23 protein-coding genes are annotated in these 22,868 nt (G+C 68.4%); 9 read left to right on the plus strand and 14 right to left on the minus strand.

What is annotated here, in order from left to right; genetic code table 11:
• The 4 genes from OCW50_RS28715 to OCW50_RS28730 form a co-directional block, all read right to left on the minus strand.
• A partial coding sequence (locus OCW50_RS28715) for a methylmalonyl-CoA mutase family protein (RefSeq protein ID WP_262299937.1) occupies positions 1 to 296 on the minus strand: 296 nt, incomplete at its 3' end.
• Positions 297 to 410: 114 nt separating this feature from the next.
• Complete coding sequence (locus tag OCW50_RS28720) at positions 411 to 785, minus strand: hypothetical protein (RefSeq protein ID WP_262299938.1); 375 nt, start codon at positions 783 to 785, stop codon at positions 411 to 413.
• Positions 786 to 970: 185 nt separating this feature from the next.
• A complete protein-coding gene (locus OCW50_RS28725) occupies positions 971 to 2,953 on the minus strand; it encodes a methylmalonyl-CoA mutase subunit beta (protein ID WP_262299939.1) in 1,983 nt (660 codons plus the stop codon).
• Positions 2,954 to 3,360: 407 nt separating this feature from the next.
• On the minus strand, positions 3,361 to 3,735 hold the full coding sequence (locus OCW50_RS28730) for a DUF2267 domain-containing protein (protein ID WP_262299940.1): 375 nt from the start codon (positions 3,733 to 3,735) through the stop codon (positions 3,361 to 3,363).
• 124 nt (positions 3,736 to 3,859) lie between these two features.
• Here OCW50_RS28730 and OCW50_RS28735 point away from each other — a divergent pair, with 124 nt between their 5' ends.
• The 4 genes from OCW50_RS28735 (at position 3,860) to OCW50_RS28750 (ending at position 7,748) form a co-directional block, all read left to right on the plus strand.
• The gene (locus OCW50_RS28735) at positions 3,860 to 5,398 is read left to right on the plus strand and encodes a helicase HerA-like domain-containing protein (RefSeq protein WP_262299941.1); all 1,539 of its coding nucleotides are present in this window, start codon (positions 3,860 to 3,862) and stop codon (positions 5,396 to 5,398) included.
• A 24-nt stretch (positions 5,399 to 5,422) separates the two neighbouring features.
• Positions 5,423 to 5,881, plus strand: a complete 459-nt coding sequence (locus tag OCW50_RS28740; protein WP_262299942.1) for a GNAT family N-acetyltransferase — start codon at positions 5,423 to 5,425, stop codon at positions 5,879 to 5,881.
• A 107-nt stretch (positions 5,882 to 5,988) separates the two neighbouring features.
• Positions 5,989 to 7,371 (plus strand): M20/M25/M40 family metallo-hydrolase, encoded by a 1,383-nt coding sequence (locus OCW50_RS28745; RefSeq protein WP_262299943.1) that lies wholly within the window; start codon positions 5,989 to 5,991, stop codon positions 7,369 to 7,371.
• Between the two features lie 35 nt (positions 7,372 to 7,406).
• Positions 7,407 to 7,748 carry an endonuclease domain-containing protein gene (locus tag OCW50_RS28750; RefSeq protein ID WP_262299962.1) on the plus strand — a complete coding sequence of 114 codons (342 nt, stop codon included), beginning with the start codon at positions 7,407 to 7,409 and terminating at the stop codon, positions 7,746 to 7,748.
• 226 nt (positions 7,749 to 7,974) lie between these two features.
• Here OCW50_RS28750 and OCW50_RS28755 read toward each other — a convergent pair whose 3' ends face one another.
• Positions 7,975 to 8,652 (minus strand): haloacid dehalogenase type II, encoded by a 678-nt coding sequence (locus OCW50_RS28755; RefSeq protein WP_262299944.1) that lies wholly within the window; start codon positions 8,650 to 8,652, stop codon positions 7,975 to 7,977.
• Positions 8,653 to 8,821: 169 nt separating this feature from the next.
• Between OCW50_RS28755 and OCW50_RS28760 the strand changes: the two genes are divergently transcribed.
• Entirely contained in the window at positions 8,822 to 9,697 is an 876-nt protein-coding gene (locus OCW50_RS28760; protein WP_262271898.1) for a branched-chain amino acid aminotransferase, read from the plus strand.
• A gap of 101 nt (positions 9,698 to 9,798) precedes the next feature.
• On the opposite strand, the gene OCW50_RS28765 is transcribed toward OCW50_RS28760, so the two are convergent.
• Entirely contained in the window at positions 9,799 to 11,487 is a 1,689-nt protein-coding gene (locus OCW50_RS28765) for a methyl-accepting chemotaxis protein (protein WP_262299945.1), read from the minus strand.
• 456 nt (positions 11,488 to 11,943) lie between these two features.
• Here OCW50_RS28765 and OCW50_RS28770 point away from each other — a divergent pair, with 456 nt between their 5' ends.
• Positions 11,944 to 12,663 (plus strand): DUF1194 domain-containing protein, encoded by a 720-nt coding sequence (locus OCW50_RS28770; RefSeq protein WP_262271900.1) that lies wholly within the window; start codon positions 11,944 to 11,946, stop codon positions 12,661 to 12,663.
• 53 nt (positions 12,664 to 12,716) lie between these two features.
• Complete coding sequence (locus OCW50_RS28775) at positions 12,717 to 13,895, plus strand: adenylate/guanylate cyclase domain-containing protein (RefSeq protein ID WP_262299946.1); 1,179 nt, start codon at positions 12,717 to 12,719, stop codon at positions 13,893 to 13,895.
• Between the two features lie 27 nt (positions 13,896 to 13,922).
• Here OCW50_RS28775 and OCW50_RS28780 read toward each other — a convergent pair whose 3' ends face one another.
• The 5 genes from OCW50_RS28780 to OCW50_RS28800 form a co-directional block, all read right to left on the minus strand.
• A complete protein-coding gene (locus OCW50_RS28780; protein WP_262299947.1) occupies positions 13,923 to 14,627 on the minus strand; it encodes an RNA polymerase sigma factor in 705 nt (234 codons plus the stop codon).
• A gap of 83 nt (positions 14,628 to 14,710) precedes the next feature.
• Entirely contained in the window at positions 14,711 to 15,220 is a 510-nt protein-coding gene (locus tag OCW50_RS28785) for a plastocyanin/azurin family copper-binding protein (protein ID WP_262299948.1), read from the minus strand.
• Positions 15,217 to 15,636 carry a DUF5602 domain-containing protein gene (locus OCW50_RS28790; RefSeq protein WP_262271904.1) on the minus strand — a complete coding sequence of 140 codons (420 nt, stop codon included), beginning with the start codon at positions 15,634 to 15,636 and terminating at the stop codon, positions 15,217 to 15,219. Before OCW50_RS28790 ends, OCW50_RS28785 begins: the two co-directional genes overlap by 4 nt.
• A 189-nt stretch (positions 15,637 to 15,825) precedes the next feature.
• Complete coding sequence (gene murJ / locus OCW50_RS28795; RefSeq protein ID WP_262299949.1) at positions 15,826 to 17,352, minus strand: murein biosynthesis integral membrane protein MurJ; 1,527 nt, start codon at positions 17,350 to 17,352, stop codon at positions 15,826 to 15,828.
• A 3-nt stretch (positions 17,353 to 17,355) separates the two neighbouring features.
• The gene (locus OCW50_RS28800) at positions 17,356 to 18,342 is read right to left on the minus strand and encodes a glycosyltransferase family 2 protein (RefSeq protein WP_262299950.1); all 987 of its coding nucleotides are present in this window, start codon (positions 18,340 to 18,342) and stop codon (positions 17,356 to 17,358) included.
• Between the two features lie 391 nt (positions 18,343 to 18,733).
• On the opposite strand from OCW50_RS28800, the gene OCW50_RS28805 reads away from it, so the two are divergent.
• Positions 18,734 to 19,579 carry a ChbG/HpnK family deacetylase gene (locus tag OCW50_RS28805; RefSeq protein ID WP_262299951.1) on the plus strand — a complete coding sequence of 282 codons (846 nt, stop codon included), beginning with the start codon at positions 18,734 to 18,736 and terminating at the stop codon, positions 19,577 to 19,579.
• Between the two features lie 243 nt (positions 19,580 to 19,822).
• Here OCW50_RS28805 and OCW50_RS28810 read toward each other — a convergent pair whose 3' ends face one another.
• Entirely contained in the window at positions 19,823 to 20,302 is a 480-nt protein-coding gene (locus tag OCW50_RS28810) for a DUF2938 domain-containing protein (RefSeq protein WP_262299963.1), read from the minus strand.
• Between the two features lie 72 nt (positions 20,303 to 20,374).
• Positions 20,375 to 20,974, minus strand: coding sequence for a superoxide dismutase (locus OCW50_RS28815; RefSeq protein WP_262299952.1), 600 nt, complete (start codon positions 20,972 to 20,974; stop codon positions 20,375 to 20,377).
• A gap of 393 nt (positions 20,975 to 21,367) precedes the next feature.
• Between OCW50_RS28815 and OCW50_RS28820 the strand changes: the two genes are divergently transcribed.
• A complete protein-coding gene (locus tag OCW50_RS28820) occupies positions 21,368 to 22,318 on the plus strand; it encodes a hypothetical protein (RefSeq protein ID WP_262299953.1) in 951 nt (316 codons plus the stop codon).
• Here the strand turns inward: OCW50_RS28820 and OCW50_RS28825 are convergent.
• The gene (locus OCW50_RS28825; protein ID WP_262299954.1) at positions 22,278 to 22,865 is read right to left on the minus strand and encodes a hydrolase; all 588 of its coding nucleotides are present in this window, start codon (positions 22,863 to 22,865) and stop codon (positions 22,278 to 22,280) included. The two genes, OCW50_RS28820 and OCW50_RS28825, sit on opposite strands and share 41 nt — an antisense overlap.
• Between the last annotated feature and the right edge of the window lie 3 nt (positions 22,866 to 22,868).

The following is a 22,868-nucleotide window of genomic DNA, read 5'->3' on the forward strand; positions in this document are numbered from 1 at the left end:
CCGGCCGCCAGGTTGCGCCGGTAGAAGGCGTTGGAATCCTCCGCCGTGGAGAAGCCGGCGTACTGGCGCACGGTCCAGGGCTGGTTCACGTACATGGTCGGGTAGGGGCCGCGCAGGAACGGCGCGATGCCCGGCCAGGTGTCGAGGGCGTCGAGACCCGCACGGTCCTCGGGGCCGAATGATCCCTTGACCGGGATGCCCTCCGGCGTCAGCCAGGGCTCGCCGCCGGGCTGGGGGGAGGGCGCCAGGGGAGCGGCCGCGAAGGCGACGCTCGAAAAGTCCGGGATGCTGGTCATGGCCTTGAAGCGGATGCCCTTGACGGATGAAACACGGTGATAGGCGTCATTTTAGGGCATCCGGCACCGGGATGCTATCGGCGCATGGTCGGAGACGGGGCAGGCCGGGGAATGTCACCCCCGCTTCTCCGCGTTCCAAAAGCCCGAGCAGACCCGTCCGCCCGAGGTCGACCACGTGCCGCGGCCGGTATGGCCCGACAGGCGCCCGGAGACGTCGGCGCGATCCTGGCCGCGCGAGATGCTGGCCGAGACCGAGCCGTTCGGCTGGACCTGGCCGTTGACGTTGAAATTCTCCGGTCCGCCGTAGCGGGCGCGTCCGTTCTGGACGATCACCGCATAGCGGTAGGCCCGGTCGCAGGCGCCTTTTTCCGTCACGACCTCCACGCTCCAGTTTCCGTCGAACCGGCTGGCCTGCGCGCGGGCCGGAGGAGCGAGGGCGAGGGCAGCGGCAGTCAGGGCCGCCGCGCCGAGACAGGACATCACACGCATGGGACGCTCCGCAGCAACAGGGATCGGGCTGAACCAACGTGAGGCTTTTCGGCGGGTTCCTAGAGCATCGGACGGGAAAAGTGGACCCACTTTTGGGATCGATCCGATGCTCAATTTCCTGAGCGGCGCATCGTTCGGTGCGGAAAACCGAGTCCACTTTTCCGCACGATGCGCGAATGGGCGCTTCAGCTTTGCGTGACGCCCGGAGCGGCCTCGTCGAGAGCCTGGCTCAGAATCGCGAGGGCATCGCAGCCGGCGAACACGAAGGTGCCGATTCCGGCGCCGGTCCAGGCCTCCTCGTGCTCGCCGGGCCGCCCGGCCAGGGCCACGAGGGTCGATCCCGCGGCGCGCAGGGTTTCGGCCGCCGCGGCGGCATGCTGCTCGTAGATCTCGTCGGTCGAGCAGAGGCAGGACAGCCTGGCTCCACTGTTTCCAAAAGCCTGCCGGAGCTTCTCGTTGTCGGAAAACCCGTCGTTCGTGACGGCTTCGATGCCGCCGGCCTCGAAGAAGTTCTTCGCGAAGGTCGCCCGGGCCGTGAAGGCCGCGATCGGCCCGAGATTGGCCAGGAACACCTTCGGGCGCTCCCCGGTCCTGGCCCGGTGGGCATCCGCGCGGTCGCGCAGGCGCTCGAACGGCTCGGCCGTGCGGACCGACGGCAGGGGCGCGATGGCGACCGGCGCCGGGCCGGCCGCGGTGCCCGCGAGTTCGGGCAGGGTTGCGCCCTGTCCGGCCATCCGGACGAGGGAAGCGAAATCCGTCTCGGTCGAGGCGGGGGGCGAGGGCGACGCCGCGGGGGGCGGGCTCGCGTCGGCGGCGGACGCCGGCAGCAGCACGGCCACATCCGCCTCATGGATGTTCGGGAACTCGCTCGTGCCGGTGATCGGCTCCCGGCGGGTGGCGACGGCCTTTTCCCGCCGGGCGCGCACGGCCGCGATGCGGGCCTGGAGCCCGCCCGCCTTGAGGCTCTCCAGGATGCCGCCCTCGCGCTCGATCTCCTGGAACAACCCCCAGGCCTTCTCGCACAGGGCGTCCGTGAGCGCCTCGAAGCCGCCGGCGCCGGCCGCCGGGTCGGCCACGCGGGCCAGGTTCGACTCGTCGAGCAGGATCAGCTGGGTGTTGCGGGCGATCCGGCGCGCGAAGGCGTCGGGCAGGCCGAGCGCCGCCGTGAAGGGCAGCACCGTGACCGTATCGGCCCCGCCGATCCCGGCCGAGAACGCCGCGATCGTGGCGCGCAGCACGTTCACCCACGGGTCGCGCCGGGTGGTCATGCGCCAGGCGGTCTCCGCATGCAGGCGGATCGGCCTCGGCTCGAGGCCGCAGGCCTGCTCGATCCGCGCCCAGAGGCGCCGCAGCGCCCGCAGCTTCGCCACGGTGAGGAACTCGTCCGCATCCGCCACGAGGAGGAAGGAGAGCGCCCGGCGGGCCGCATCGAGCGGATGGCCCTGCGCTTCGAGCGCCCGCAGGGTGGCGATGCCCGCCGCCAGGACGGCCGCGAGCTCCTGCGCCTCGCCGGCGCCGGCCTCGTGGTAGACGCGCCCGTCGGCCAGGAAGGCGCGGCCGGCGAAGCCCTGGGCGGTCAGGCGCGCGAGGGTGTCGCCCATGCGCCGGGCCATGACGTCCCAGGAGGCGGACATCCGCCCCTGGGCGGCCATGGCTCCGACCGGGTCGAGGCCCAGATCGAGGGACAGGTCCGAGAGCCTGTGCCCGCGCCGTTCGGCCAGGGCGAGGACCAGCGCCGCCATCGGGCGGCCGTGTCCGCCCGCGTCGACGCGCAGGTGCACGAGGTCGAGCATCACGCCCGACAGGGCCCGGTCGAGGTCGTCGAGGCTTTCGACCCGCAGGCCGAACCCGCGGGCGGAACGGGCTCCGCTCGCCACGAGCGTCAGCGCATCCGCGCCGCCTTCGAGGTCGAGGAGAGCGAGCTCCCGCGCGGTCGCCGGATCGGGATGGTCGACCCGCTGCGACACGCGCCAGCGGCCGGCCTGCTCGCGCGCGACCGGCGCGGATTCCTCCGCCTTCGGGTAGAGCGGCTGGATGGCGATGCCGTCATGGGTGCGGGAGACGAGCTTCTTGTCGAAGTCGGCACCCTTCAGCACGCCCTCGACCAGCCTGAGCCATTGCTCGCGGGTGGCTTGCGGGAAGTCGGCGGCGAAGGTGAGGTCGTCCATGAGCGTTCTCGTCCGGCAGCGGCGGAAATGTCGCGGGACGATACCGGGTCGGGCGGGCGCTGGGAATGCGCAAAAGGACGGGATTGCGGCAGGCCGTCAGCCTGGCCGGCTCCATCAGGGCGAGGCGCTTTTCGTCTGCCCTCCGGGAGAGAGCCCGAATCAGGGATGTCCTGCCTTGGACATGCGCCAACACCTCCCGGCCATTCCGATTGTTTGAAGCGCGGTGCTTCACCGGATCGGGATCACCGGGACAAGCCCGGTGATGACAGTGGGAGGGTGATCGTTCGGTTCGCGCTCCACCCTCCCCACGTCATGGCCGGCCTTGTGCCGGCCATCCCGATCGGAAGGGCGCTCTGTTTCTCAGAGTGGGATCACCGGCACAGGGCCGGCGTTGACGGGGTCGAGGTTTACACGAACTGCGACAGGCCCGGGATCGAGCCCACGATGGGGCCCATCACGTCCTCGCCGGCCTTCTCGCGGCCATAGGCGAAGAGTTCCTTGCCGAGGGGCTGCATCTGGCCCATGGACACGCCGGCGCCCATGAGCTGTCCGCCCAGCGCCATCACGCCGCCGCCCATGGAGCCCACCATGCCCATGAGGCCGCCGCCGCTTTTCGTCTCGTCGATGGCCTCCTGGGCGCCCGGCAGGGCGGCGATCAGCTGGTTGACCTCGGCCTGCGGCCCTTCCTTCTGAAGGTAGCCCAGGATGATGCCGATGGCCTTCCGGGCGGTCGCCTGGTCGAGGCCGGTCTTCTGCGTCACGCGGGCGATGAGTTCGTCCATTAAGATTCTCCTGAGACTGGAACCGGGTCGTTAGTTCACAACTAAACCATTAAATCAAGAAACCCGACAGTGGAAACTCGCCACGGTCAATCTAAGATCCTTGGGAGGATACGGGAGAGACTCGATGCTGGAAGACGGGAAGATCTTCATCGGCAAAAGCACCAAGCCGGAATATCTGGAGCTGCCGCTTGCCAACCGCCACGGCCTGGTGACGGGAGCGACCGGCACGGGCAAGACCGTCTCGCTCCAGGTCCTGGCGGAAGGGTTTTCCAATGCGGGCGTCCCGGTCTTCGCGGCGGACATCAAGGGCGATCTCTCGGGCATGGCCGCTCCCGGCACCGGCAAGGAGCCCCTGGTCAAGCGGGCCCGGGAGATCGGCATCGACTACGTGCCCGACAGGTTTCCGGTCGTGTTCTGGGACCTGTTCGGCGAGCAGGGGCACCGGGTGCGGGCGACGATCTCCGAGATGGGGCCGCTGCTGCTCTCGCGCCTTCTCGACCTCAACGACACCCAGGAGGGCGTGCTCAACATCGCGTTCCGCATCGCCGACGAGCAGGGCTTGCTGCTGCTCGACCTGAAGGATCTGCGCGCGCTGCTCCAGCTCATCTCCGACAATGCCGGCGAGCTCACCACCACCTACGGCAACGTGTCGAAGGCCACCATCGGGACGATCCAGCGCCAGCTCCTCGTGCTCGAGAACCAGCAGGGCGACGAGTTCCTCGGCGAGCCCGCCCTCGACATCAAGGACCTGATGCGCAAGGACCGCGACGGGCGCGGGGTCGTCAACATCCTGGCGGCCGACAAGCTCATGAGCAATCCGCGCCTCTACGCCACCTTCCTCCTGTGGCTGATGTCCGAACTGTTCGAGGAGCTGCCGGAAGTGGGCGATCTCGACCAGCCCAAGCTCGTGTTCTTCTTCGACGAGGCGCATCTTCTCTTCAACGACGCCCCCAAGGCCCTCGTCGACACCGTCGAGCGCGTCGTGCGGCTGATCCGGTCCAAGGGCGTGGGCGTCTATTTCATCACGCAGAACCCGGTCGACGTGCCCGAGAGCGTTCTGGCGCAGCTCGGCAACCGGGTGCAGCACGCGCTGCGCGCCTACACCCCGCGCGAGCAGAAGGCCGTGCGGGTCGCCGCCCAGACCTTCCGCCAGAACCCCGCCTTCGACACCGAGAAGGCCATCACGGAGCTCGGCGTCGGCGAAGCCCTGGTCTCGACCCTGGAGGGCAAGGGCTCGCCCTCCATGGTCGAGCGCACCCTGATCGCCCCGCCCATGGCGCAGGTCGGGCCGATCGAGCTGTCCGAGCGCCAGCAGATCGTGGCCGCGAGCCCCCTGCGGGGCAAGTACGACCAGCCGGTCGATCCGGAATCGGCCTACGAGATGCTGGCCAAGCGCGCCGAGCAGGCGGCCGCCGAAGCCAAGGCGGCCGAGGGCGGCGGCGGGATCCTCGACATGCTCGGCGGCCTGTTCGGGACGACCGGCCAGCGCAAGGGCTCGATGACCGTGACGCAGCGCGTGACCCGCGAGGTGACGCGCACCATCGTCAACCAGACCGTGGGCAATCTCGCGGCCGAGATCGGCAAGTCCATCGGCGGCCGCCAGGGCAGCTCCATCGGCCGCGCCATCGTGCGCGGCACCCTGGGCGGTCTGCTGCGGCGGTAAGGATCGGCTCGTGTCGCGGCCAGCATGATGACGCCCACCATCCGCCTCGCGGCGCCCGAGGACCTTGCCGCCGTGGAGGCGATCGTCCAGGCCGCCTATGCGGGGTATGTCCCGCTCATCGGGCAAAAGCCCGGCCCGATGAGCGACGATTATGCCGCCCTCATCGGGACGCGGTCGGTGCATGTCCTCGTCGACGAGGGCGCAATCCTCGGCGTGCTCGTTCTGGTTCCGGAACCGGACACCATGCTTCTCGACAATGTGGCGGTCCGTCCGGACGCGCAGGGGCGCGGGTATGGGCGCATGCTGATCGTCTTCGCGGAGAGGCTCGCCGCCGAACGGGGATCGAGAGCCGTTCGGCTCTATACGAACGAGGCGATGAGCGGGAACATCCGTCTCTACGAGCGCCTGGGCTTCGTCGAGACCCACCGGGCCGAGGAGAAGGGTTTTCGGCGCGTCTACATGACGAAGCCGCTCGTTGCGTGATCCCGGCCTGATTCAGGCCTGATTCCTGCCGGCAGCCCGTGCTTGCGATCACCCGGGCGATGGGAGTACCTCTTGGGACGACCCCGTCACCAAGGCAGATGTTTTCCATGTCCCAGCTCGACCAAGTTCTGCAGCGGATCGATTCCGATCTCGACGCGTCGCTCGACCGCCTGTTCCAGTGGCTGAAAGTGCCGTCCATCTCCACCGATCCGGCCTACAAGGATGAGTGCCGCAAAGCCGGCCAGTGGCTCGTCGACGAGCTGAAGGGCCTCGGCGTCGAGGCCTCCCTGCGCGAGACCGGCGGCCATCCGGTGGTGCTCGGCCATGCGGGCGGGCAGGGGAAGCTGCACGTGCTCTTCTACGGCCATTACGACGTGCAGCCGGTCGATCCCCTGGACCTCTGGGAGAGGCCGCCCTTCGAGCCGCGCATGATCACGATTCCCGACGGCCGCAAGGCCATCAGCGCCCGCGGCTCGGCCGACGACAAGGGCCAGGTGATGACCTTCGTCGAAGCGTGCCGGGCCTGGAAGGCGGTCACCGGCTCGCTGCCGATCACCATCACGTTCCTCGTCGAAGGCGCGGAGGAGGACGGCTCCAAGTTTCTGCCCGAGTTCATCGTGGCCAACAAGGACGAGCTGAAGGCCGACGTGGCGCTGGTCTGCGACACGGGCATGTGGGACCAGGATACGCCCGCCATCACGTCGTCCCTGCGCGGCATGGTCTATGAGGAAGTGATCGTGCGCTGCGCCGACCGCGACCTGCATTCCGGCGCCTTCGGCGGCGCGGCCCGCAACCCGATTCACGTGCTGTCGAAGATCATCGCGGCCATTCACGACGACAACGGCCGCATCACGATTCCGGATTTCTACGAGGGCGTGCCGGAAACGCCCACGCAGGTTCTCGAGCAGTGGAAGGGTCTCAACCTCACCGAGGAGGAGTTCCTCGGCCAGGTCGGCCTGAAGCATTCCGCCGGCGAGACGGGGCGCATGCTCATCGAGCAGATCCAGTCGCGCCCGACCTGCGACGTGAACGGCATCATCGGCGGCTATACGGGCGAGGGCACCAAGACGGTGATCGCGTCGGAGGCCCGCTGCAAGGTCTCCTTCCGCCTGGTGGGCGACCAGGACCCGGCCAGGATCTCGGAGAGCTTCCAGGCCTTCGTGCGCGAGCGCATCCCGGCCGATTGCTCGGTGGAGTTCATCAGGCACAAGGGCTCGCGCGCGCTCGCCCTGCCGCACGATTTCCCGGCCATCACGGCGGCGAAGTCGGCCCTGCACGACGAATGGCGGAAGGACCCCATCGTCATCGGCATGGGCGGGTCGATTCCCGTCGGCGGCGACTTCAAGCGCACGCTCGGTCTCGACACCCTGTTCGTCGGCTTCGGCCTCGACGACGACCGCATCCATTCGCCCAACGAGAAATACGATCTCAAGAGCTTCCACAAAGGCACCCGCTCCTGGGCGCGGATCCTGGCGGCCCTGGCGAAATAGGACAGCGCGCCGCTATGGCGGGACTGCGGCGATTCATTGAGAGAGCGCGGCATCTCCGTCGTGAGCAAACCAATGCCGAAAGCTCGCTTTGGCAGGCCTTGAGGAACCGGAAGCTGGCGCGATGGAAATTCCGACGTCAGCATCCGATCGACCGGTTCATCGTCGATTTCGTGTGCCTGGATGCGAAACTGGTCGTCGAAGTGGACGGCGCCACGCATTCGACGGACAGGGAAGTCCGGCACGACCAGGATAGAACGCGTCACCTCGAAGCCTGCGGCTTCCATGTCATCCGCTTCTCGAATGCGGAAATCCATGAAAACCTTGACGGCGTCATCGAGACGATCCTGTCCGAGCTCGAGCAGCGGGTTCATCTCTGAGCCTGATGATCCGGAGCGCGACTCCACCTCTCCCTGTGGGAGAGGTCGGACCTTCAGGTCCGGGTGAGGGGTTACGCCCTCTTCGGATCGACCTGTGGCCCCTCACCCTCGCTTCGCTCGACCTCTCCCCACCGGGGAGAGGTAAAGGAGGCGGCGCCGGTTAGAGCATCGTTAAGCGCGGACCCGAAGGGTCAGGAGCGTGGCCCGCTTTCGTCCGCACGTTGCGTTAGCGAAGCAGATCGCCGAGCGACCCGATCACCGCGTTCGGCGCAAGCGCCGCGTACTCGTCGGGCAGCCCGAGCCGGTTGACCCAGATACAGGTGAATCCGAACGCCGCGGCGCCCGCGATGTCCCACCGGTTCGAGGACACGAAGACGACCTCGTCGGCCGTGACGGGCAGGGCCTCGAGCACGAGCGCGTAGGTGCGCGGGCTCGTCTTGAACACGCCGGCGTCATCGACCGACAGCACGGCGTCGAGATCCCCGGTCAGGCCCGCCGACGCGACCGCAGCCTTCAGCATGCCGGGATCGCCGTTCGACAGGATCCCGGTTCCGAGACCGCGGGCTTTCAGGGCGCGGAGCGCATCCCGGGCGTCCGGATAGGCGTCGAGACGGCGATACGCGTCCAGGAGGAGCGGCCTGAGCGCAAGGTCGGCCTGCGGACAGCGCGCGAAGGCATGGTCGAGCGCCTGTTCGGTCAGCGACCAGAAGGGCTCGTAGCGTCCGGCCAGCGACAGCACCCAGGAATATTCGAGCTGCTTGGCGCGCCAGATCTCGGAGAAGCGCCCCGCATCCGGGCCGATCGCGGCGGAATGACGGGCGACGGCCGAATGCACGTCGAACAGGGTTCCGTAGGCATCGAAGATGACGGCCTTGGCGCCGGGCGGGAGCATGGTCGAGGACATGACGCAAGGGTTGCACCGGCCGCGCCCGATGGCAATCCGGCCAATGATCAGCCCTCCTCATGAAACCCATCACAAGTCTTGATGCTCCAATGACCGAAGGAACGATTGACGGGAACCTCCGCAAGGGATTCGATGCGGCAGGCTTTCTGACCTAAAAGGATTGAGACAAGTGGCTTGGCATTCGCAGACGTGGAACTGGTTCAACGGTGCGTGGCATGAGGGCAATCCGCCCCTGATCGGGCCCCGGTCGCACGTATCCTGGCTCGGCTCGTCCGTGTTCGACGGGGCGCGGGTGTTCGAAGGCGTCGCGCCCGATCTCGACCGGCACTGCGCGCGCGTGAACCGTTCGGCCCCCACCATCGGCCTCAAGCCGACCATGGATGTGGAAACCATGCTCGACCTCGTCCGCGAGGGCGTGAAGAAGTTCGCGCCCGGCACGGCCCTCTACGTGAAGCCCATGTACTGGGGCGAGGCCGAGGGCCTGGCCACCATCGCGCCGGATCCGGAATCGACCCAGTTCTGCCTCTCGCTGTTCGAGGCCCCGATGCCGGTGCCCGGCGGGCTCTCGGTGATGAAGTCGAGCTTCCGCCGCCCGACCCTCGAGTCGATGCCGACCGACGCGAAGGCCGGCGCGCTCTATCCCAACAATGCCCGCGTCCTGCGCGAGGCCAAGGAGAAGGGCTTCGACAACGCCCTCGTGTGCGACGCCCTCGGCAACATCGCCGAGACCGGCACGTCGAACGTGTTCATGGCCAAGGACGGGGTGGTCTACACGCCGTATCCGAACGGGACGTTCCTGAATGGCATCACGCGCCAGCGGGTGATCCAGCTCCTGCGCGACGACGGCGCGCAGGTGGTCGAGGGGACGCTGCGCTACGAGGACTTCGCCAGCGCCGACGAGATCTTCATCTCGGGCAATTATTCCAAGGTGATGCCGGTGCTGCGCATCGACAGCCGCGATCTCCAGCCCGGACCGTTCTACCGCCGGGCGCGCGAGCTCTACTGGGCCTTCGCCCATGACAAGGGGCTCCTGAAGGCAGCGTGAGCTCGGGCTCGCGGTCGCGGGCGGGACAGTCCGAGAAAAAGCAATGGGCGCGGGAAGGAGCTTCCCGCGCCCATCCTGTTCGGGCCCTGTCGCCTCGCGGTTCAGGCGGCCTTGACGCCGTGCAGGAAGCTGGACACCTCGCGGCCGAGGTCCTCCGAGTGGCGGGCGAGCTCCTGCGCCACGCCCAGCACCTGGGACGCCGCGGCGCCGTTCTCCTGGGCGGCGTGCTGCACGCCCACGATGTTGCCGGTGACCTGCTCGGTGCCGCGCGCGGCTTCCTGCACGTTGCGGGCGATCTCCGCGGTGGCCGCGCCCTGCTCCTCCATGGCCGCCGCGATCGAGGTCGAGATCTGGCTCATCTCGGTGATCGTGCGGGCGATCTCCTGGATCGCCGCCACGGTCTGGCCGGTGGCCTGCTGGACTGAGGCGATCTGCTGCGAGATCTCCTCGGTGGCCTTGGCGGTCTGCGTCGCCAGATCCTTCACCTCGGAGGCCACGACCGCGAAGCCCTTGCCGGCTTCGCCCGCGCGCGCCGCCTCGATGGTGGCGTTGAGCGCCAGAAGGTTGGTCTGGCCCGCGATGGTGTTGATCAGCTGCACCACGTTGCCGATCTTCTCGGCCGAGGCTGCGAGCTCCTGCACGGTGGCGCTGGTGCGCTGGGTGCCGGCCACCGCCTTCTCGGCCACCTGCGAGGACTGGCTGACCTGGGCGGCGATCTCGCGGATCGAGATCGACAGCTCCTCGGTGGCGGCCGCCACCGTCTGCACGTTCGACGAGGTCTGCTGGGCGGCCGACGAGACCGTGACGAGCTGATCGGCGGCCTGCTCGACGCCCGTCGACATGGTCCGGGCCGTCGCTTCCATCTCGCTCGCCGCCGAGGACAATCCCTGCGTCAGCGCCGACACCGTGGCGTCGAAGCGCCGGGTGAGCTGATCCAGCACCTCCGCGCGGCGCATCCGGGCATCGGCCTCGTGCGAGGCGGCGGCATCCGCATCCTTCTTGGCGACGAGCGCATCCTTGAACACCTGGAGCACCCGGGCGAGGGTGCCGATCTCGTTCCCGCGATGAGCATCTGTGACCTGAACGGCCAGGTTGCCGCCGGCCAGGTCCTGCATCTGCTCCGTGATGCGCGTCAGCGGGCGGGACACACCCGCGACCACCGACCAGCCGCCGACCACGAGCGCGATCACCCCGAGGGCGACCACCACGATGAACGCGATAGCGATCGTCGCGTAGAGGCCGTTCGCCGCGTCGGCCCGCGCCTTGGCCGATTCGAGCTGGACGTTCACCAGCTTCCCGATGGCGTCGGACACGGGATCGATGGCGGCATAGAGGTCGGTCATGGTGAAGAACGTGAGGCTGACCTTGTCCTCCTCCTTCAGGAACCCGACGAGCTTCCCGACCGCGCCATCGGCCTTCTTCATCAGCGCCTCGGCGTCCTGGGCGGCCTTCAGCTCGACGGGATCGTCGATGGCCGCCTTGTAGGCCGCCCAGTGCTTGGCGATGTCCGTCGTCGCGACCTCGACCCCCTTGAGAGCATCCGCCCAGCCCATGTTGTCGTTGCGCACCTTGTGCGAGGTGTCGACGATGTTCACCGCGTAGAGATCGGCCACGACCTTCAGGTCGCGCAGAGGAACCACCCGGTCCGCATAGATCCGGTCGATGGACGCATGCATCGATTGAGTTCCGAACCAGCCGCCGCCGACCGCGCCGATGATCAGCAACGCCAGAGCGCCGAAATTGAGAAAGAGTTTGGTCCTGATGGACCAGGATCGCAGCGAGAATGACACTGTGTTGCCCCGTGAGAATACTTTGCCCTCGCAGGACAATATTTCACGCATTGTGAAACATCCGGTTAACCGTGTTCGACGGTAACTTGACGAAAGGCTCATCACGCGGTCGACGCAGGACACCGGCCTCGTCCCACCCTCCACGTCATCACCGGACCCCATACACACCACGTCATCACCGGGCTCGTCCCACCTCCACGTCATCACCGGCCTTGTGCCGGTGATCCCGATCCGGTGAAACGCCGCGCCCGAAGCAATCGGGATGGCCGGCACAAGGCCGGCCATGACGTGTGGAGGGTGTCAGGAAGGGCGGAGGGTGCCATAACGGGGGAGGGTGGTGTCACCGCCGCCCCGACCGGAGGAGCCGCCAACGCACTTGTGATCGGCCCACCGGGCCGTCTCCTCGCCGAGGCGCCCTAAATGGCTCCAGCATCGTGCCCATCCCTGGAGCCATCGATGCGCGTCGTTTTCAAGAGCCTCGTCGCCCTCGGCCTTCTGACCGCTCCGGCCCTGGCGGAACCGGTCGATCTGGAGCTGGTCTTCGCGGCCGACGGATCGGGCTCCATCGACGACGAGGAACTGCGCCTGCAGCGCCGGGGCTGGGCCGATGCGCTCACGAACCCCGACGTGCTCGCCGGCATCAAGGACGGACCCCTCGGGGCCATCGCGGTCGCCTTCATGGAATGGGGCGGGCCGAGCTCCCAGGTTCTCATCGTCGACTGGCACGTGATCCGCGACGAGGCGAGCGCGAAGGTTTTCGCGGAGCGGCTCGTGGGCGCGCCGCGCGGCGCCTACGGGTACAATTCCATCTCCAACGCCATCGACTTCTCCGTCCGTCTCGTGGAAACGAACGCCCATGAGGGCACCCGCAAGGTCATCGACGTATCGGGCGACGGCCCGAACATGAACGGCCGGTCGCTCGAGCAGGCGAGGGCGGAGGCGCTGGCCAAGGGCTTCACCATCAACGCGCTGGCGATCCGCCGGCCCGGCAGCGGCCGCCCGGGCGGTCCCGGCGGCATGGCCCTGGAGGATTATTACGGCCAGAGCGTCATCGGCGGCCCCGGCTCCTTCGTGGAGATCGCCGACGAGACCCGTCCCTTCGCGGTGGCGGCGCGGCGCAAGCTTCTGACGGAGATCGCCGGAACGGGCGGGGCCTCGCGTCACGCCAGCCGGTGAGCCGTCCGTCCGGAGCCTGAAGACATCCCCGGGCGGGATGGTAAGGTGACCCCATGGCGAATCTCGAAGACTGGATCATCGAACAGGGCCTGCGCGGCACGAATGTCGGATCGCTGCTCTCCGGCTTCACGGAACGGCTCGTGGCCGAGGGCATCCCGCTGGTCCGGGTCTATCTCGCGCTGCCGACGGTCAATCCGACGATCCGCGTCTACACCCATGTCTGGACCCGCTCGGACGGCCTGATGGTCGAGGGCGTCTCCCATGAGCGCAACGCCCGCGCCTTCGACCGAAGCCCCTTCAACCACATGATGCAGACCGAGCAGACGCGCTGCTACTGGCTGATCGACGACCCCGAGGTCCGGCCATTCGACGTGTTCGACGACGTGCGGCGCCAGGGCGGGACCGACTATCTGGCGCGCCTCTTCAGCTTCGAGAACGAGAGCGCCCCGGATCTGCGGGGGATCGGCCTCTCCTTCTCCAGCGACCGCCCCGGAGGATTCCGGCCGGAGGAGGTCGCCCGGATCGATTCGCTCCTGCCGATCCTGGGTCTGGCCGCCTACCGGATGACGCTCTTCGACCTGACGGTGGCGATGCTCGACACCTATGTGGGGCTCTCGGCCGGACGACGGGTGCTGAGCGGAAAGATCCGGCGCGGCTTCGGCACCACGATCACGGCCGCGCTCCTGTTCGCGGACCTGCGCGGCTTCACGAGCCTGGCCGATACGGCCGGGATGGACCTGATCGCCCGGCTCGACCAGCATCTCGAGGCCATGGCGGAGCCTGTGGCGGAACAGGGCGGCGAGGTGCTCAAGTTCATGGGCGACGGCATCCTGGCGGCCTTCCCGATCACCGGGGAGCGCTCCCGCGAGCAGGCCTGCGCGGCCGCGATACGGGCGGCCCGCACGGCTCTCGAGCGCAACCGGGCCGTGAACGCTCTCCATGCGGGCGAGCCGCCGCTGAGCCTCGACGTGGCGCTCCATTGCGGGGACGTGTTCTACGGCAATATCGGGGCCGCGGGTCGCCTCGATTTCACGGTGATCGGCCCTGCGGTCAACGAGGTCAGCCGCATGGAGGCCCTGTGCAACAGCCTCGACTGCTCGGTGATCCTCTCGGAGAGCGTGGCGTCGGCGAGCCCGGCCGCCCTCCGGTCCCTCGGCCGTCATCGGCTCCGGGGCGTCGCGGCCGAGCGGGAGCTGTTCACGTTCGATCCCGTCAGCGTCTGGACGGCCTGAATCCGTCCGGACGGCGGGCCGGAACGATCATCGGGGTCTCGGGGTGTCCAGGCGGTCCAGAACCGCCTGCGTGATCCGCGCGCAGCGGGCTCCCGCGAAGGGAAACGCGTCGGTGAGCGCCGTCGCGAGCGTGTCGTCGAGGCTCTGCCTGAGGAGACGCCGTGCGCGGTGGAGCCGCGTCTTCACGGTCTCCGGCCGCAGGCCGAGATGGGAGGCGGTCGCCTCGACGCTGAGTTCCTCGATGTCCCGCAGGACGAAGACGACCCGGAAGGGATCGGGCAACCGGTCGATCGCCCGTTCGATCAGGCGGCGGATCTCGGCCCGGGCGGCGGCCGCTTCGGGATCGCCGTCCTGCCGGGCGCCGGGCAGGAAGACGATGCGGGACGCTCCCTGGTCGTCCAGGGTGTCGATCTGCTTCAGGTCGACGGAGGGGCGCCGGGCGCGAAGCCGGCCCAGGGCCTCGTTGAGGGCGATCCGGGTGAGCCAGGTCGCAAGGCGGGCCTCGCCGCGGAAACTCTCCAGATGGGTGAAGGCGCGGAGATAGGCCTCCTGGACCACGTCCTCGGCTTCGGCATCGTCGCCGAGGACGCTGCGCGCGACGCGGTAGAGCCCACGGTTGTGCCGCTCCATGATCAGGCGCAGGGCAGTCCCGTCCCGTTGCCGGGCCCGCTGGACGAGAGCCATGTCGTCCAGGCCTTCAACCGATGTTGCCGTGGCAATCCCCGATGGCATGGACGATCTCCCGTATTCTGCGCCCGTCTCTTGCCGTTAGATGGCCGGCCGCCTCAAAGGTTCCCGGGTCGTCTCCGACGCGGTCATGCCCTGCGGACGATGCCCTGCCGCATAATCTCGTCGATCGACGGGAAGGCCTGAAGGACGACCGCCGGAAGCGCGCCGGGCCTGTCCGCGGGACCTGGGCCAGGATGCCCCACGATGATCCGCCCGACCATCCCGGCGTGCTCGTGCGGGAGGCAGAAGAAATCGTAAACCCCTTCCACCGTGAGCGTGACCGAGAAGCTCTCGTGCGGGAGCAGGTAATCCGAGTTCCAGGGCTGCGCATCCTTCGGAATCCGAAGAGGGTGCTCGGCGTTCTTCGGGTGGTAGGCGGTCGCCGTATGGGAGTTCCCGGGATCGAGATTGAGCCAGCGGATTGTGCGGCCCGGCTCCACGTGCAGGCCCACCGGGTCGAACCACACCTGCGAGCCGTCCGCCTTGCCCTGCATCCGGATCTCGACCGGCTCCCCGGCCAGGGGCGGGCGGGGCCATGCGAGACCGGCGAGGAGGCCCCCGCCGATCCGCAGGACCTGCCGCCGCGACGGCATCATTGTCCCGCCACCCGGGTCTCGTCGGCCTTGGGCACGTGCCACAGGACCACATGGGCATGGGGCTTCTCGACGCCCGGATGGCCTGCGTTGAAATACACGTCCACGTGGTCGACCTTTCCGCCGGGGGCCGCGAGATCGTCGAAGCGCTTGTCCTTGTTGGACAGGTCCTCGATGGGAAGCATGTAGACCGTGCTGACGAGCCGCCCCTGATGGTCGTAGGCGAGGAACGGACCGGCCGGCAGGGTCTTGGGGTCGACGTAGAGCTGACCGAGGCCCGGCAGGAAATCGGGCAGCTTCACGAGGTCGCTCACCTTCTTGTAGGCGCCGGTCGGCGGAGCCTTCTCGACCTGATCGGCCGCCAGGGCCGGCACGGCGAGCGTCAGGATTCCAATCGCGGCAGCGATGCGCAGGATCATGGCGTCATCCTCTCACGGGCATCGGACCCGAAGGGGAACCGGCCCGTCCGGGACCCGTCCGATGCTTCTTTCCGAAGGGGCGCATCGTCGGGCGCGGCCGCCGGGGCCGCACGATGCGCTGGCCGGGCCTGTCCCGGCGCATCCGATTGGATGGATCCCTGGCGGAAAGGTTCCCGCGCGGTGCGGGTGTCAGCGCCGCGCCAGGCGAACGCCCAGCACCTTGAGGCCGGCGAGGAGCACGCCGCCGTAGATGAGGGCGCCGGCGGCGCCGAGGAGCGCCAGCAGGATCTCGCTGCGCCAGGCGGGCAGGAGGGCGATCCACCGCCCGAGCGGCGCGGGCGCGAACCAGGCGAAGGCCGCGAGCAGCAGGCTCGCCGCCGCGATGGCGAGGCACGTCCTGGCCAGGTTCCGGTTCGGCGCCGTCCAGCCGCGGCGATAGGCCAGGATGAAGAGCAGGCCCAGATTGACCCAGACGCCGATGGCGGTGCCGAGCGCCAGGCCCACGACCCCGTAGGTCCGCATGAGCAGGATCTTGACCACCACGTTGACGCCGACCGCCGTGAGCGAGGCGATCAGGGGCGTGGCGGTGTCGGAGCGGGCATAGAAGCTCGACACCGCCGAGCGGATCAGCACGGCCGCCGGAAGACCCAGCCCATAGGCGGCCAGGACGGCGCCGGCGCGCGCGGCCGCCGCGGCGTCGAAGGCGCCGCGCTGGAACAGGGCCGACATGATGAGCTCGGGCATGACCATGAAGGCCACCAGGAAGGGCGCCGCGAGCGCGAGCGTCAGGCCCACGGTCCGGTTCTGCGCCGCATAGGCTCCGGCCTCGTCCCCGGCCGCGATGCGCCGGCTCATCTCCGGCAGCAGCACGGTGCCGGCCGCGATGCCGATGACCCCGAGGGGCAGCTGGTAGAGCCGGTCCGCGTAGTAGAGCGAGGACACCGCGCCGGTGGGCAGGAACGACGCGATGATCGTGTCGGCGAAGATCGCGAGCTGCACGCCCGCGGATCCGATCACGGCGGGGCCGAGCGCCTTGAAGAACGTCCTCATGGGGGCGTCGACACGGGGGCGCTCCAGGCGCGGCGCCGCGCCGATTCGCCTCGCGTCCCACCAGACCATGACGAGCTGCAGCGCGCCGGACAACGTCACGCCCCAGGCGGCCGCGGAGCCGGCGTCGGGAAGCAGGAACGCCGCCGCCAGGGCCACGATCATCGCGACGTTGAGCAGGATCGGGGCCGCGGCCGCCGCCCAGAACCGGTCATGGGCGTTGAGGATGGCCGAATAGATCGTCACGACCGTGATGAAGAGCAGATACGGAAAGGTGATCCTTGTCAGCGTCACCGCGAGCTCGAACTTCGCCGGCTCGTCCGAGAAGCCCGGGGCGAGCAGCCTCACGACAAAGGGCATGCCCAGGAACGCCGCCACGAGAATCGCGATCTGCACGATCAGCATCAGGGTCGTGATGCGGCCGGCGAAGGACCGGGCCGGCTGCTCGCCGTCCGTCTCGAGCACCTGGGCGTAGGCGGGAAGGAACGCGTTGTTGAAGGCGCCTTCGCCGAAGATGGCGCGGAAATGGTTCGGGATCCGGAAGGCCACGAAGAAGGCGTCGGCCACGGGCCCGACGCCCATGACGGCCGCCAGGACCACGTCGCGGATGAAGCCCGTGAGGCGGGAAACGAGCGTCCAGCCGCCGACGGAGAGGATCTTGCGGAACATCGGTCAGGCCCGGCGCGCGCGGTAGGTTTCGGGCACGAGGTCGCTCGAGACCTGCGCGGCGCCGCCGATCCGCTCGGCCACCACGTAGAGCGGGCGCCGCTTCACCTCGGCGAAGATGCGCCCGACATATTCGCCCACGACGCCGAGCGACATGAGCTGGATGCCGGAGAAGAACATGATCGACACGATCAGGCTCGGAAAGCCCGGAAGATCGGTGCCGAACAGGAGGGTGCGGATCATGAAGAACACCGCCGTGGCGATCGACAGGATCGAGATCAGGAAGCCGATATAGGTCCAGATCCGCAGGGGCACCGTCGAGAAGGCCGCGATCCCGTCGAACGCGAAGCGGAAGAGCGTCCGGAAGCTCCATTTCGAGGTGCCGTACTGGCGCTCCTCGACGACGAAGGGCACGCCCGTCCCCTTGAAGCCGATCCAGGCATAGAGGCCCTTGGAGAAGCGGGCCTTCTCGCCCAGGGTCCGCAGGACCTCGACGCCCTTGCGGTCGATGAGCCGGAAATCGCCCGCGCCTTCCGGCAGGCTGATCTCGCCGAAGCGGGCGAAGAGCTGGTAGAACAGATGGGCGAAGCCGCGCTTGACGCGGGTCTCGTCGGAGCGGTCCGTGCGCTGGCCGTAGACCATGAGGTAGCCCTCGCGCCAGCGCTCCACGAAGGTCTCGATCATCTCGGGCGGGTGCTGCAGGTCGGCGTCCATGATCACCACCGCGTCGCCCTGGGCGTGGTCGAGCCCGGCCGCGATGGCGATCTCCTTGCCGAAGTTGCGGCTGAAGGAGACGGCTCCGATCCGAGGCTCGGCGCGGCTGACCTCCCGGATCCTCTCCAGGGTATCGTCCCGGCTGCCGTCGTCGACGAAGACCACCTCCCAGACCGACGTGATCCGGTTCAGGATGGGGAGCAGGCGCTCGCACAGGGGCGCGATGTTCGCGCTCTCGTTGTGCACGGGGATGATGACGCTGAGCTGAGGCGACGCCACTGGAAAAACCTTCGATGACCGGGCTGCATCAAGAGCCGAGTTTGCGCTCATGCTCAAGGCCCCCCGGGCATTTTTCGATTGGGCCGGGCCGGCCGGATCGCGCTCCTATTGCCGCATCCTCCCACGTCATCACCGGGCTCGTCCCGGTGATCCCGATCGTCTGGAACGCCGCGCCTCACCGCATCGGGATGGCCGGCACAAGGCCGGCCATGACGTGTGGAGGGGCATGGGAAAGATCACGCCACAGCGAGGGTCATCCTCCCACGTCATCACCGGGCTTGTCCCGGTGATCCCGATCCGAGAGACGCCGCTTCAGAATCGATCCCGAAACCGGTTCCCCCTTCTGCCCCCGATGCTCTAGGGTGCGGCACCGCCGCTTCTCAGGACGATCATGAGCTCCCCCCGTTCCGTTATCCTTTGCGCCGACGATTTCGGCCTCGCCGACGGGGTCAGCCGCGGCATCCTGGAACTGGCCGGGATGGGCCGCCTGTCGGCCACCGGGGCGATGACCAACATGCCCGGCTGGCGCCGGGCGGCGCCGGGGCTGAGCCCTCTGCGCGATCGCATCGCCGTCGGGCTCCACCTCAACCTCACCGTCGGGTCGCCGCTGGGAACCATGCCGCAACTCGCCCCGTCGGGGATCTTCCCGCCCCTCAAGGACCTCTTGCCGAGAGCCCTGAAGCGGCAGGTGCCTCCGGGTGAGATCGACGCGGAGATCGGCCGCCAGATCGACGCCTTCGAGGAGGTTTTCGGCGAGGCGCCCGCCTTCGTGGACGGGCATCAGCACGTCCATGTCCTGCCGGTCGTCAGGCCGGCACTGATCCGGATCCTGAAGGCGAGGGGCCGTGCCGGGCGCGTGTGGCTGCGGGATCCCACGGACAGGGCGACGGCGATCCTGCGCCGCCCGGTCGGGCGCGGCAAGGCGCTGACCGTCAAGGCCCTGGCCCGGGGCTTCTCCCGGAGCGCCCACGCGGCCGGGTTCGCGACGAACAGGGGCTTTTCCGGTTTCGCCCCGCTCGATCTCTCCGTTCCGGCAGAACGCGTCTTCGAGGAGGCTTTCTCGCATCTCGGACGCCACCCGCTCGTCATGTGCCATCCGGGCTATGTGGATGACGAGCTGCGCGCCCTCGATCCGGCGCTGGAGAGCCGGGAGGCGGAGCTGGCCTATCTGGCATCGGATGCGTTTCGCGACTTGCTGGACGCGAAGGGATTGAGGCTCGCAGGCTTCGCGGCCTGACGCACCACGTCATCACCGGGCTCGTCCCGGTGATCCCGATGGTCCGAGGCGCCGAGCCTCACCGGATCGGGATGGCCGGCACAAGGCCGGCCATGACGTGGGAGGATGTTCGCACCGGCCTATCCCACCCTCCCACGTCATCACCGGGCTCGTCCCGGTGATCCCGATACGAAAGGCGCCGCGCTTCGAACAACCGGGATGGCCGGCACGAGGCCGGCCATGACGTGGGAGGATGAGGGACCCTCAGCGGACCAGAAGGGCGCTCGCGTAGAGGCCCAGGCCGAACACCACGTGACCGGCGATGTTGAGGGCCCGGATCTGGTTGGCGTTGGGCCGCTTCGAGGCCGCGACGCCGGCCCCCATGCCGGGCTGAAGCAGGAACCAGCCTGCGCCGACCGTCACCAGACCGACAAGCAGGGCGGGCATGAGCGTCGGCTGCCTGGGCCAGTCGGACGACGTGACGGCGAGCAGGATGGCGGCGAACAGGACCCCGACCGCGTAATGGCCGATCCAGCCCATGGCGCGCTCGTAGGCGAAGGGCCGGGCCTTTGCGATGTCCTCGTGGAAGACCGTGCCGCCGGCCAGGTGGCCGAACCAGCGTCCGACCGGGGCCCAGTTGGCGCCGGGCAGTCCGAAGGCGTGTTTCAGGAACAGCCCCCAGAGGTCGAAAATCGCCGTTGCGCCAATCCCGATCAGCAAGGCGCGGTACAGGAACTCGGTCACGGGTCGCGTCTCCTTGGGGATGACCATGAAACGGGCCTCCGAAGAGGCCCGCCCGATGGATCCTTCCCGCGATTACCTGGTCGCGTTCTCGAACATCTCCTCGACATGCTCCCAGTTCACGAGATTGTCGAGGAACGCCTTGAGGTAGTCGGGACGGCGGTTGCGGTAGTCGATGTAGTAGGAATGCTCCCACACGTCGCAGCCGAGGATCGGCTGGGCGCCGTGGACGAGCGGGTTCTCGCCGTTCGGAGTCTTCATGATGGTGATCTTGCCGTCCTTGACGGCGAGCCAGGCCCAGCCCGAGCCGAACTGGCCGACGCCGGCCTGGATGAAGTCCTCCTTCATCTTGTCGACGGAGCCCAGGTCCTCGACGATCTTCTTCTCGAGCTTGCCCGGAAGGGCGCCGCCGCCATTGGGCTTCATCCACAGCCAGAAGTGGATGTGGTTGTAGTGCTGGCCGGCATTGTTGAAGAGAGCCTGGTTCTTGCCGTAGGAGCCCTTCACGACCTCCTCGACGCTCTTGCCTTCGAATTCCGTGCCTTTCAGCAGGTTGTTGCCGGTGTTGACGTAGGCCGCATGATGCTTGTCGTGGTGAAACTCCAGGGTCTCCTTCGACATGTAGGGCTGCAGGGCATCATAGGCGTAAGGCAGTTCGGGCAGAGTGAACGACATCGGCGTCTCCTTTGGAGTGAGCGACCCGGAGCATCGAACCCGGCAGTGACGATCACTCCCGGGATCCGTTCGATGCCCCGCTTGGAACTGCGCATCGCCCGACGCGGCCCTTCGGATCCGCACGATGCGCCTCAGGCGTTAGTTAAAGCGCCATGGGCCCGAGAGCAACGGCCAAGCTCCGGACTTTTTTCTGCTCAAGCTTCCCAGCCGGTTGTCTTTTGCCTATAGAAGCATAGCTTTGCCTTGATTGTCCTGGCGTGCCGCGCGGGCCGGTGGATCATGTCTTCCACGTCCCGCAGCCCGCCGATCGATAGGGAGGAGCATCGGACCGGCCTGACGAGTGGCCTCCACTCTCGGGTCCGATGCTCTCGGTTTGCGTATGATGGAGACGGCATGATCATCGCTCTTCTGGCCCTCGCTCTGGCGATGATCGTAGGTGGGCTTCTCACTGCGTTCTTCGGTTGGGATATCGTTCTGGTCGAGCGCGGCTGGACGATGGTGATCGCCGGAAGCGGCATGGCGGCGAGCGGCGCGCTCCTGCTCGGAATCACGGCCGCCGTGTCGAAGCTGGCGACGATCGAGGCCCGGCTGTCGCAGCTCCGCGGCGGCGTCGCCGAGGCCGCGCTTCCAGGGTCTTCGACGTCCTCGCGGGATCTTTCACCGGCGGTGCTCGCCGGCGGCCTCGCGGCCGGTCCGGCGACCGCCGAGGCCGAGGACGACAAGCGGCCCGATGAAGCCCAGCCCACCCTTCCGCTCTTCGAGGACGAGGGAGCCCCGGACGCGGCCAAGGACGAGGTCCGGGTCGCGGCGTGGCCCGATGAGCCGCGGGTGGCCGAGCCCGTCGTCCCGTTTCCGCTCCGGACGAGCCCGGCTCCGGCGCCCGACCGCCACGGGGACGAGCCGGACCTGAAGGTGCCGGATTTTCTCCTGGCGGACCGGGACCGCGACACGGACGAGGAGCCGCGGGTCGTCGACGGCGCCGACCTCTATCAGCGCGATTTGGACGAGCGCGTGCTCGAACCGCGGGATCTCGACGAACCCGTCGCGCCGAAGGAGCCGCTCGCTGAACCCGTCGTCGCCGGCGACGAAGCGGAGCACGACCGGGAGCCCGCCGAGACGGCGGATGCCGGCCGGGACGAGGAGCCGGACGACGAGGCCGCCTCCGGTGAGGAGCGTCCTCCCGTGGTCGTCGGGACGTACAATTCCGGCGATAACCGATACGTGATGTTCTCGGACGGCTCCATCGAGGCGCAGACCCCGAGCGGGGTGTTCCGCTTCAAGTCCCTCGACGAGCTGAAGGAGTTCATCGCGGCGGGCGGCGAGGGGAACCCGTCGGCTCCTTGAAGAGGGCCGAGAGCGCGCGGAAATCGTCCGTCGCGGCCGCTTCCATCCATTCGAAGACCGCCATCTCCGTCGTCACCCAATGGCAGCCCGCGTGAAGCAGGCGCGCGCAGGCGGCCGCGACGCTGTGGGGCGAGCGGCTCGACACCGCATCCGCGACCACGAAAACATCGAGGCCCATGTCTCGGAACTCCAGGGCGCTCTGCAGCACGCAGATGTGAGCCTCGGTTCCGCAGACCACGAGCTGATTGCGGCCGCTGCCGCGCAAGGTGGCGACCCGCTCGGCGATCGGCGCGGTGCGGCCGGCGGAAAAGGTCGTCTTCGACAGGGTGACCGCCTCGGGCGGCAGCGCCTCCCGCACGGGCGGCACGGTGGCGCCGAGGCCCTTGGGGTACTGCTCCGTCACCGTGACGGGAACGTTCAGGCGCCCGGCCGCCTCCAACAGGATGTCGACGTTGCGCAGGATGGTCTCGCCGTCATGAATGGCCGGCATGAGCCGGGCCTGGAGATCGACGACGAGAAGGTGGGAGCGTTTCGCATCGAGCAGCATGGG

The organism is Microvirga sesbaniae (assembly GCF_025460805.1).
Lineage (GTDB): Bacteria > Pseudomonadota > Alphaproteobacteria > Rhizobiales > Beijerinckiaceae > Microvirga > Microvirga sesbaniae.

Excerpts from the sequence above, each read along its gene's own strand:
- OCW50_RS28740 (WP_262299942.1), top strand. The coding sequence starts at position 5,423 with ATGATGACGCCCACCATCCGCCTCGCGGCGCCCGAGGACCTTGCCGCC.
- OCW50_RS28775 (WP_262299946.1), top strand. The coding sequence starts at position 12,717 with ATGGCGAATCTCGAAGACTGGATCATCGAACAGGGCCTGCGCGGCACG.
- OCW50_RS28825 (WP_262299954.1), bottom strand. The coding sequence starts at position 22,865 with ATGCTGCTCGATGCGAAACGCTCCCACCTTCTCGTCGTCGATCTCCAG.
- OCW50_RS28770 (WP_262271900.1), top strand. The coding sequence starts at position 11,944 with ATGCGCGTCGTTTTCAAGAGCCTCGTCGCCCTCGGCCTTCTGACCGCT.
- OCW50_RS28785 (WP_262299948.1), bottom strand. The coding sequence starts at position 15,220 with ATGATGCCGTCGCGGCGGCAGGTCCTGCGGATCGGCGGGGGCCTCCTC.
- OCW50_RS28745 (WP_262299943.1), top strand. The coding sequence starts at position 5,989 with ATGTCCCAGCTCGACCAAGTTCTGCAGCGGATCGATTCCGATCTCGAC.
- OCW50_RS28755 (WP_262299944.1), bottom strand. The coding sequence starts at position 8,652 with ATGTCCTCGACCATGCTCCCGCCCGGCGCCAAGGCCGTCATCTTCGAT.
- OCW50_RS28815 (WP_262299952.1), bottom strand. The coding sequence starts at position 20,974 with ATGTCGTTCACTCTGCCCGAACTGCCTTACGCCTATGATGCCCTGCAG.
- OCW50_RS28805 (WP_262299951.1), top strand. The coding sequence starts at position 18,734 with ATGAGCTCCCCCCGTTCCGTTATCCTTTGCGCCGACGATTTCGGCCTC.
- murJ (WP_262299949.1), bottom strand. The coding sequence starts at position 17,352 with ATGTTCCGCAAGATCCTCTCCGTCGGCGGCTGGACGCTCGTTTCCCGC.
- OCW50_RS28720 (WP_262299938.1), bottom strand. The coding sequence starts at position 785 with ATGCGTGTGATGTCCTGTCTCGGCGCGGCGGCCCTGACTGCCGCTGCC.
- OCW50_RS28820 (WP_262299953.1), top strand. The coding sequence starts at position 21,368 with ATGATCATCGCTCTTCTGGCCCTCGCTCTGGCGATGATCGTAGGTGGG.
- OCW50_RS28780 (WP_262299947.1), bottom strand. The coding sequence starts at position 14,627 with ATGCCATCGGGGATTGCCACGGCAACATCGGTTGAAGGCCTGGACGAC.
- OCW50_RS28730 (WP_262299940.1), bottom strand. The coding sequence starts at position 3,735 with ATGGACGAACTCATCGCCCGCGTGACGCAGAAGACCGGCCTCGACCAG.
- OCW50_RS28790 (WP_262271904.1), bottom strand. The coding sequence starts at position 15,636 with ATGATCCTGCGCATCGCTGCCGCGATTGGAATCCTGACGCTCGCCGTG.
- OCW50_RS28725 (WP_262299939.1), bottom strand. The coding sequence starts at position 2,953 with ATGGACGACCTCACCTTCGCCGCCGACTTCCCGCAAGCCACCCGCGAG.
- OCW50_RS28735 (WP_262299941.1), top strand. The coding sequence starts at position 3,860 with ATGCTGGAAGACGGGAAGATCTTCATCGGCAAAAGCACCAAGCCGGAA.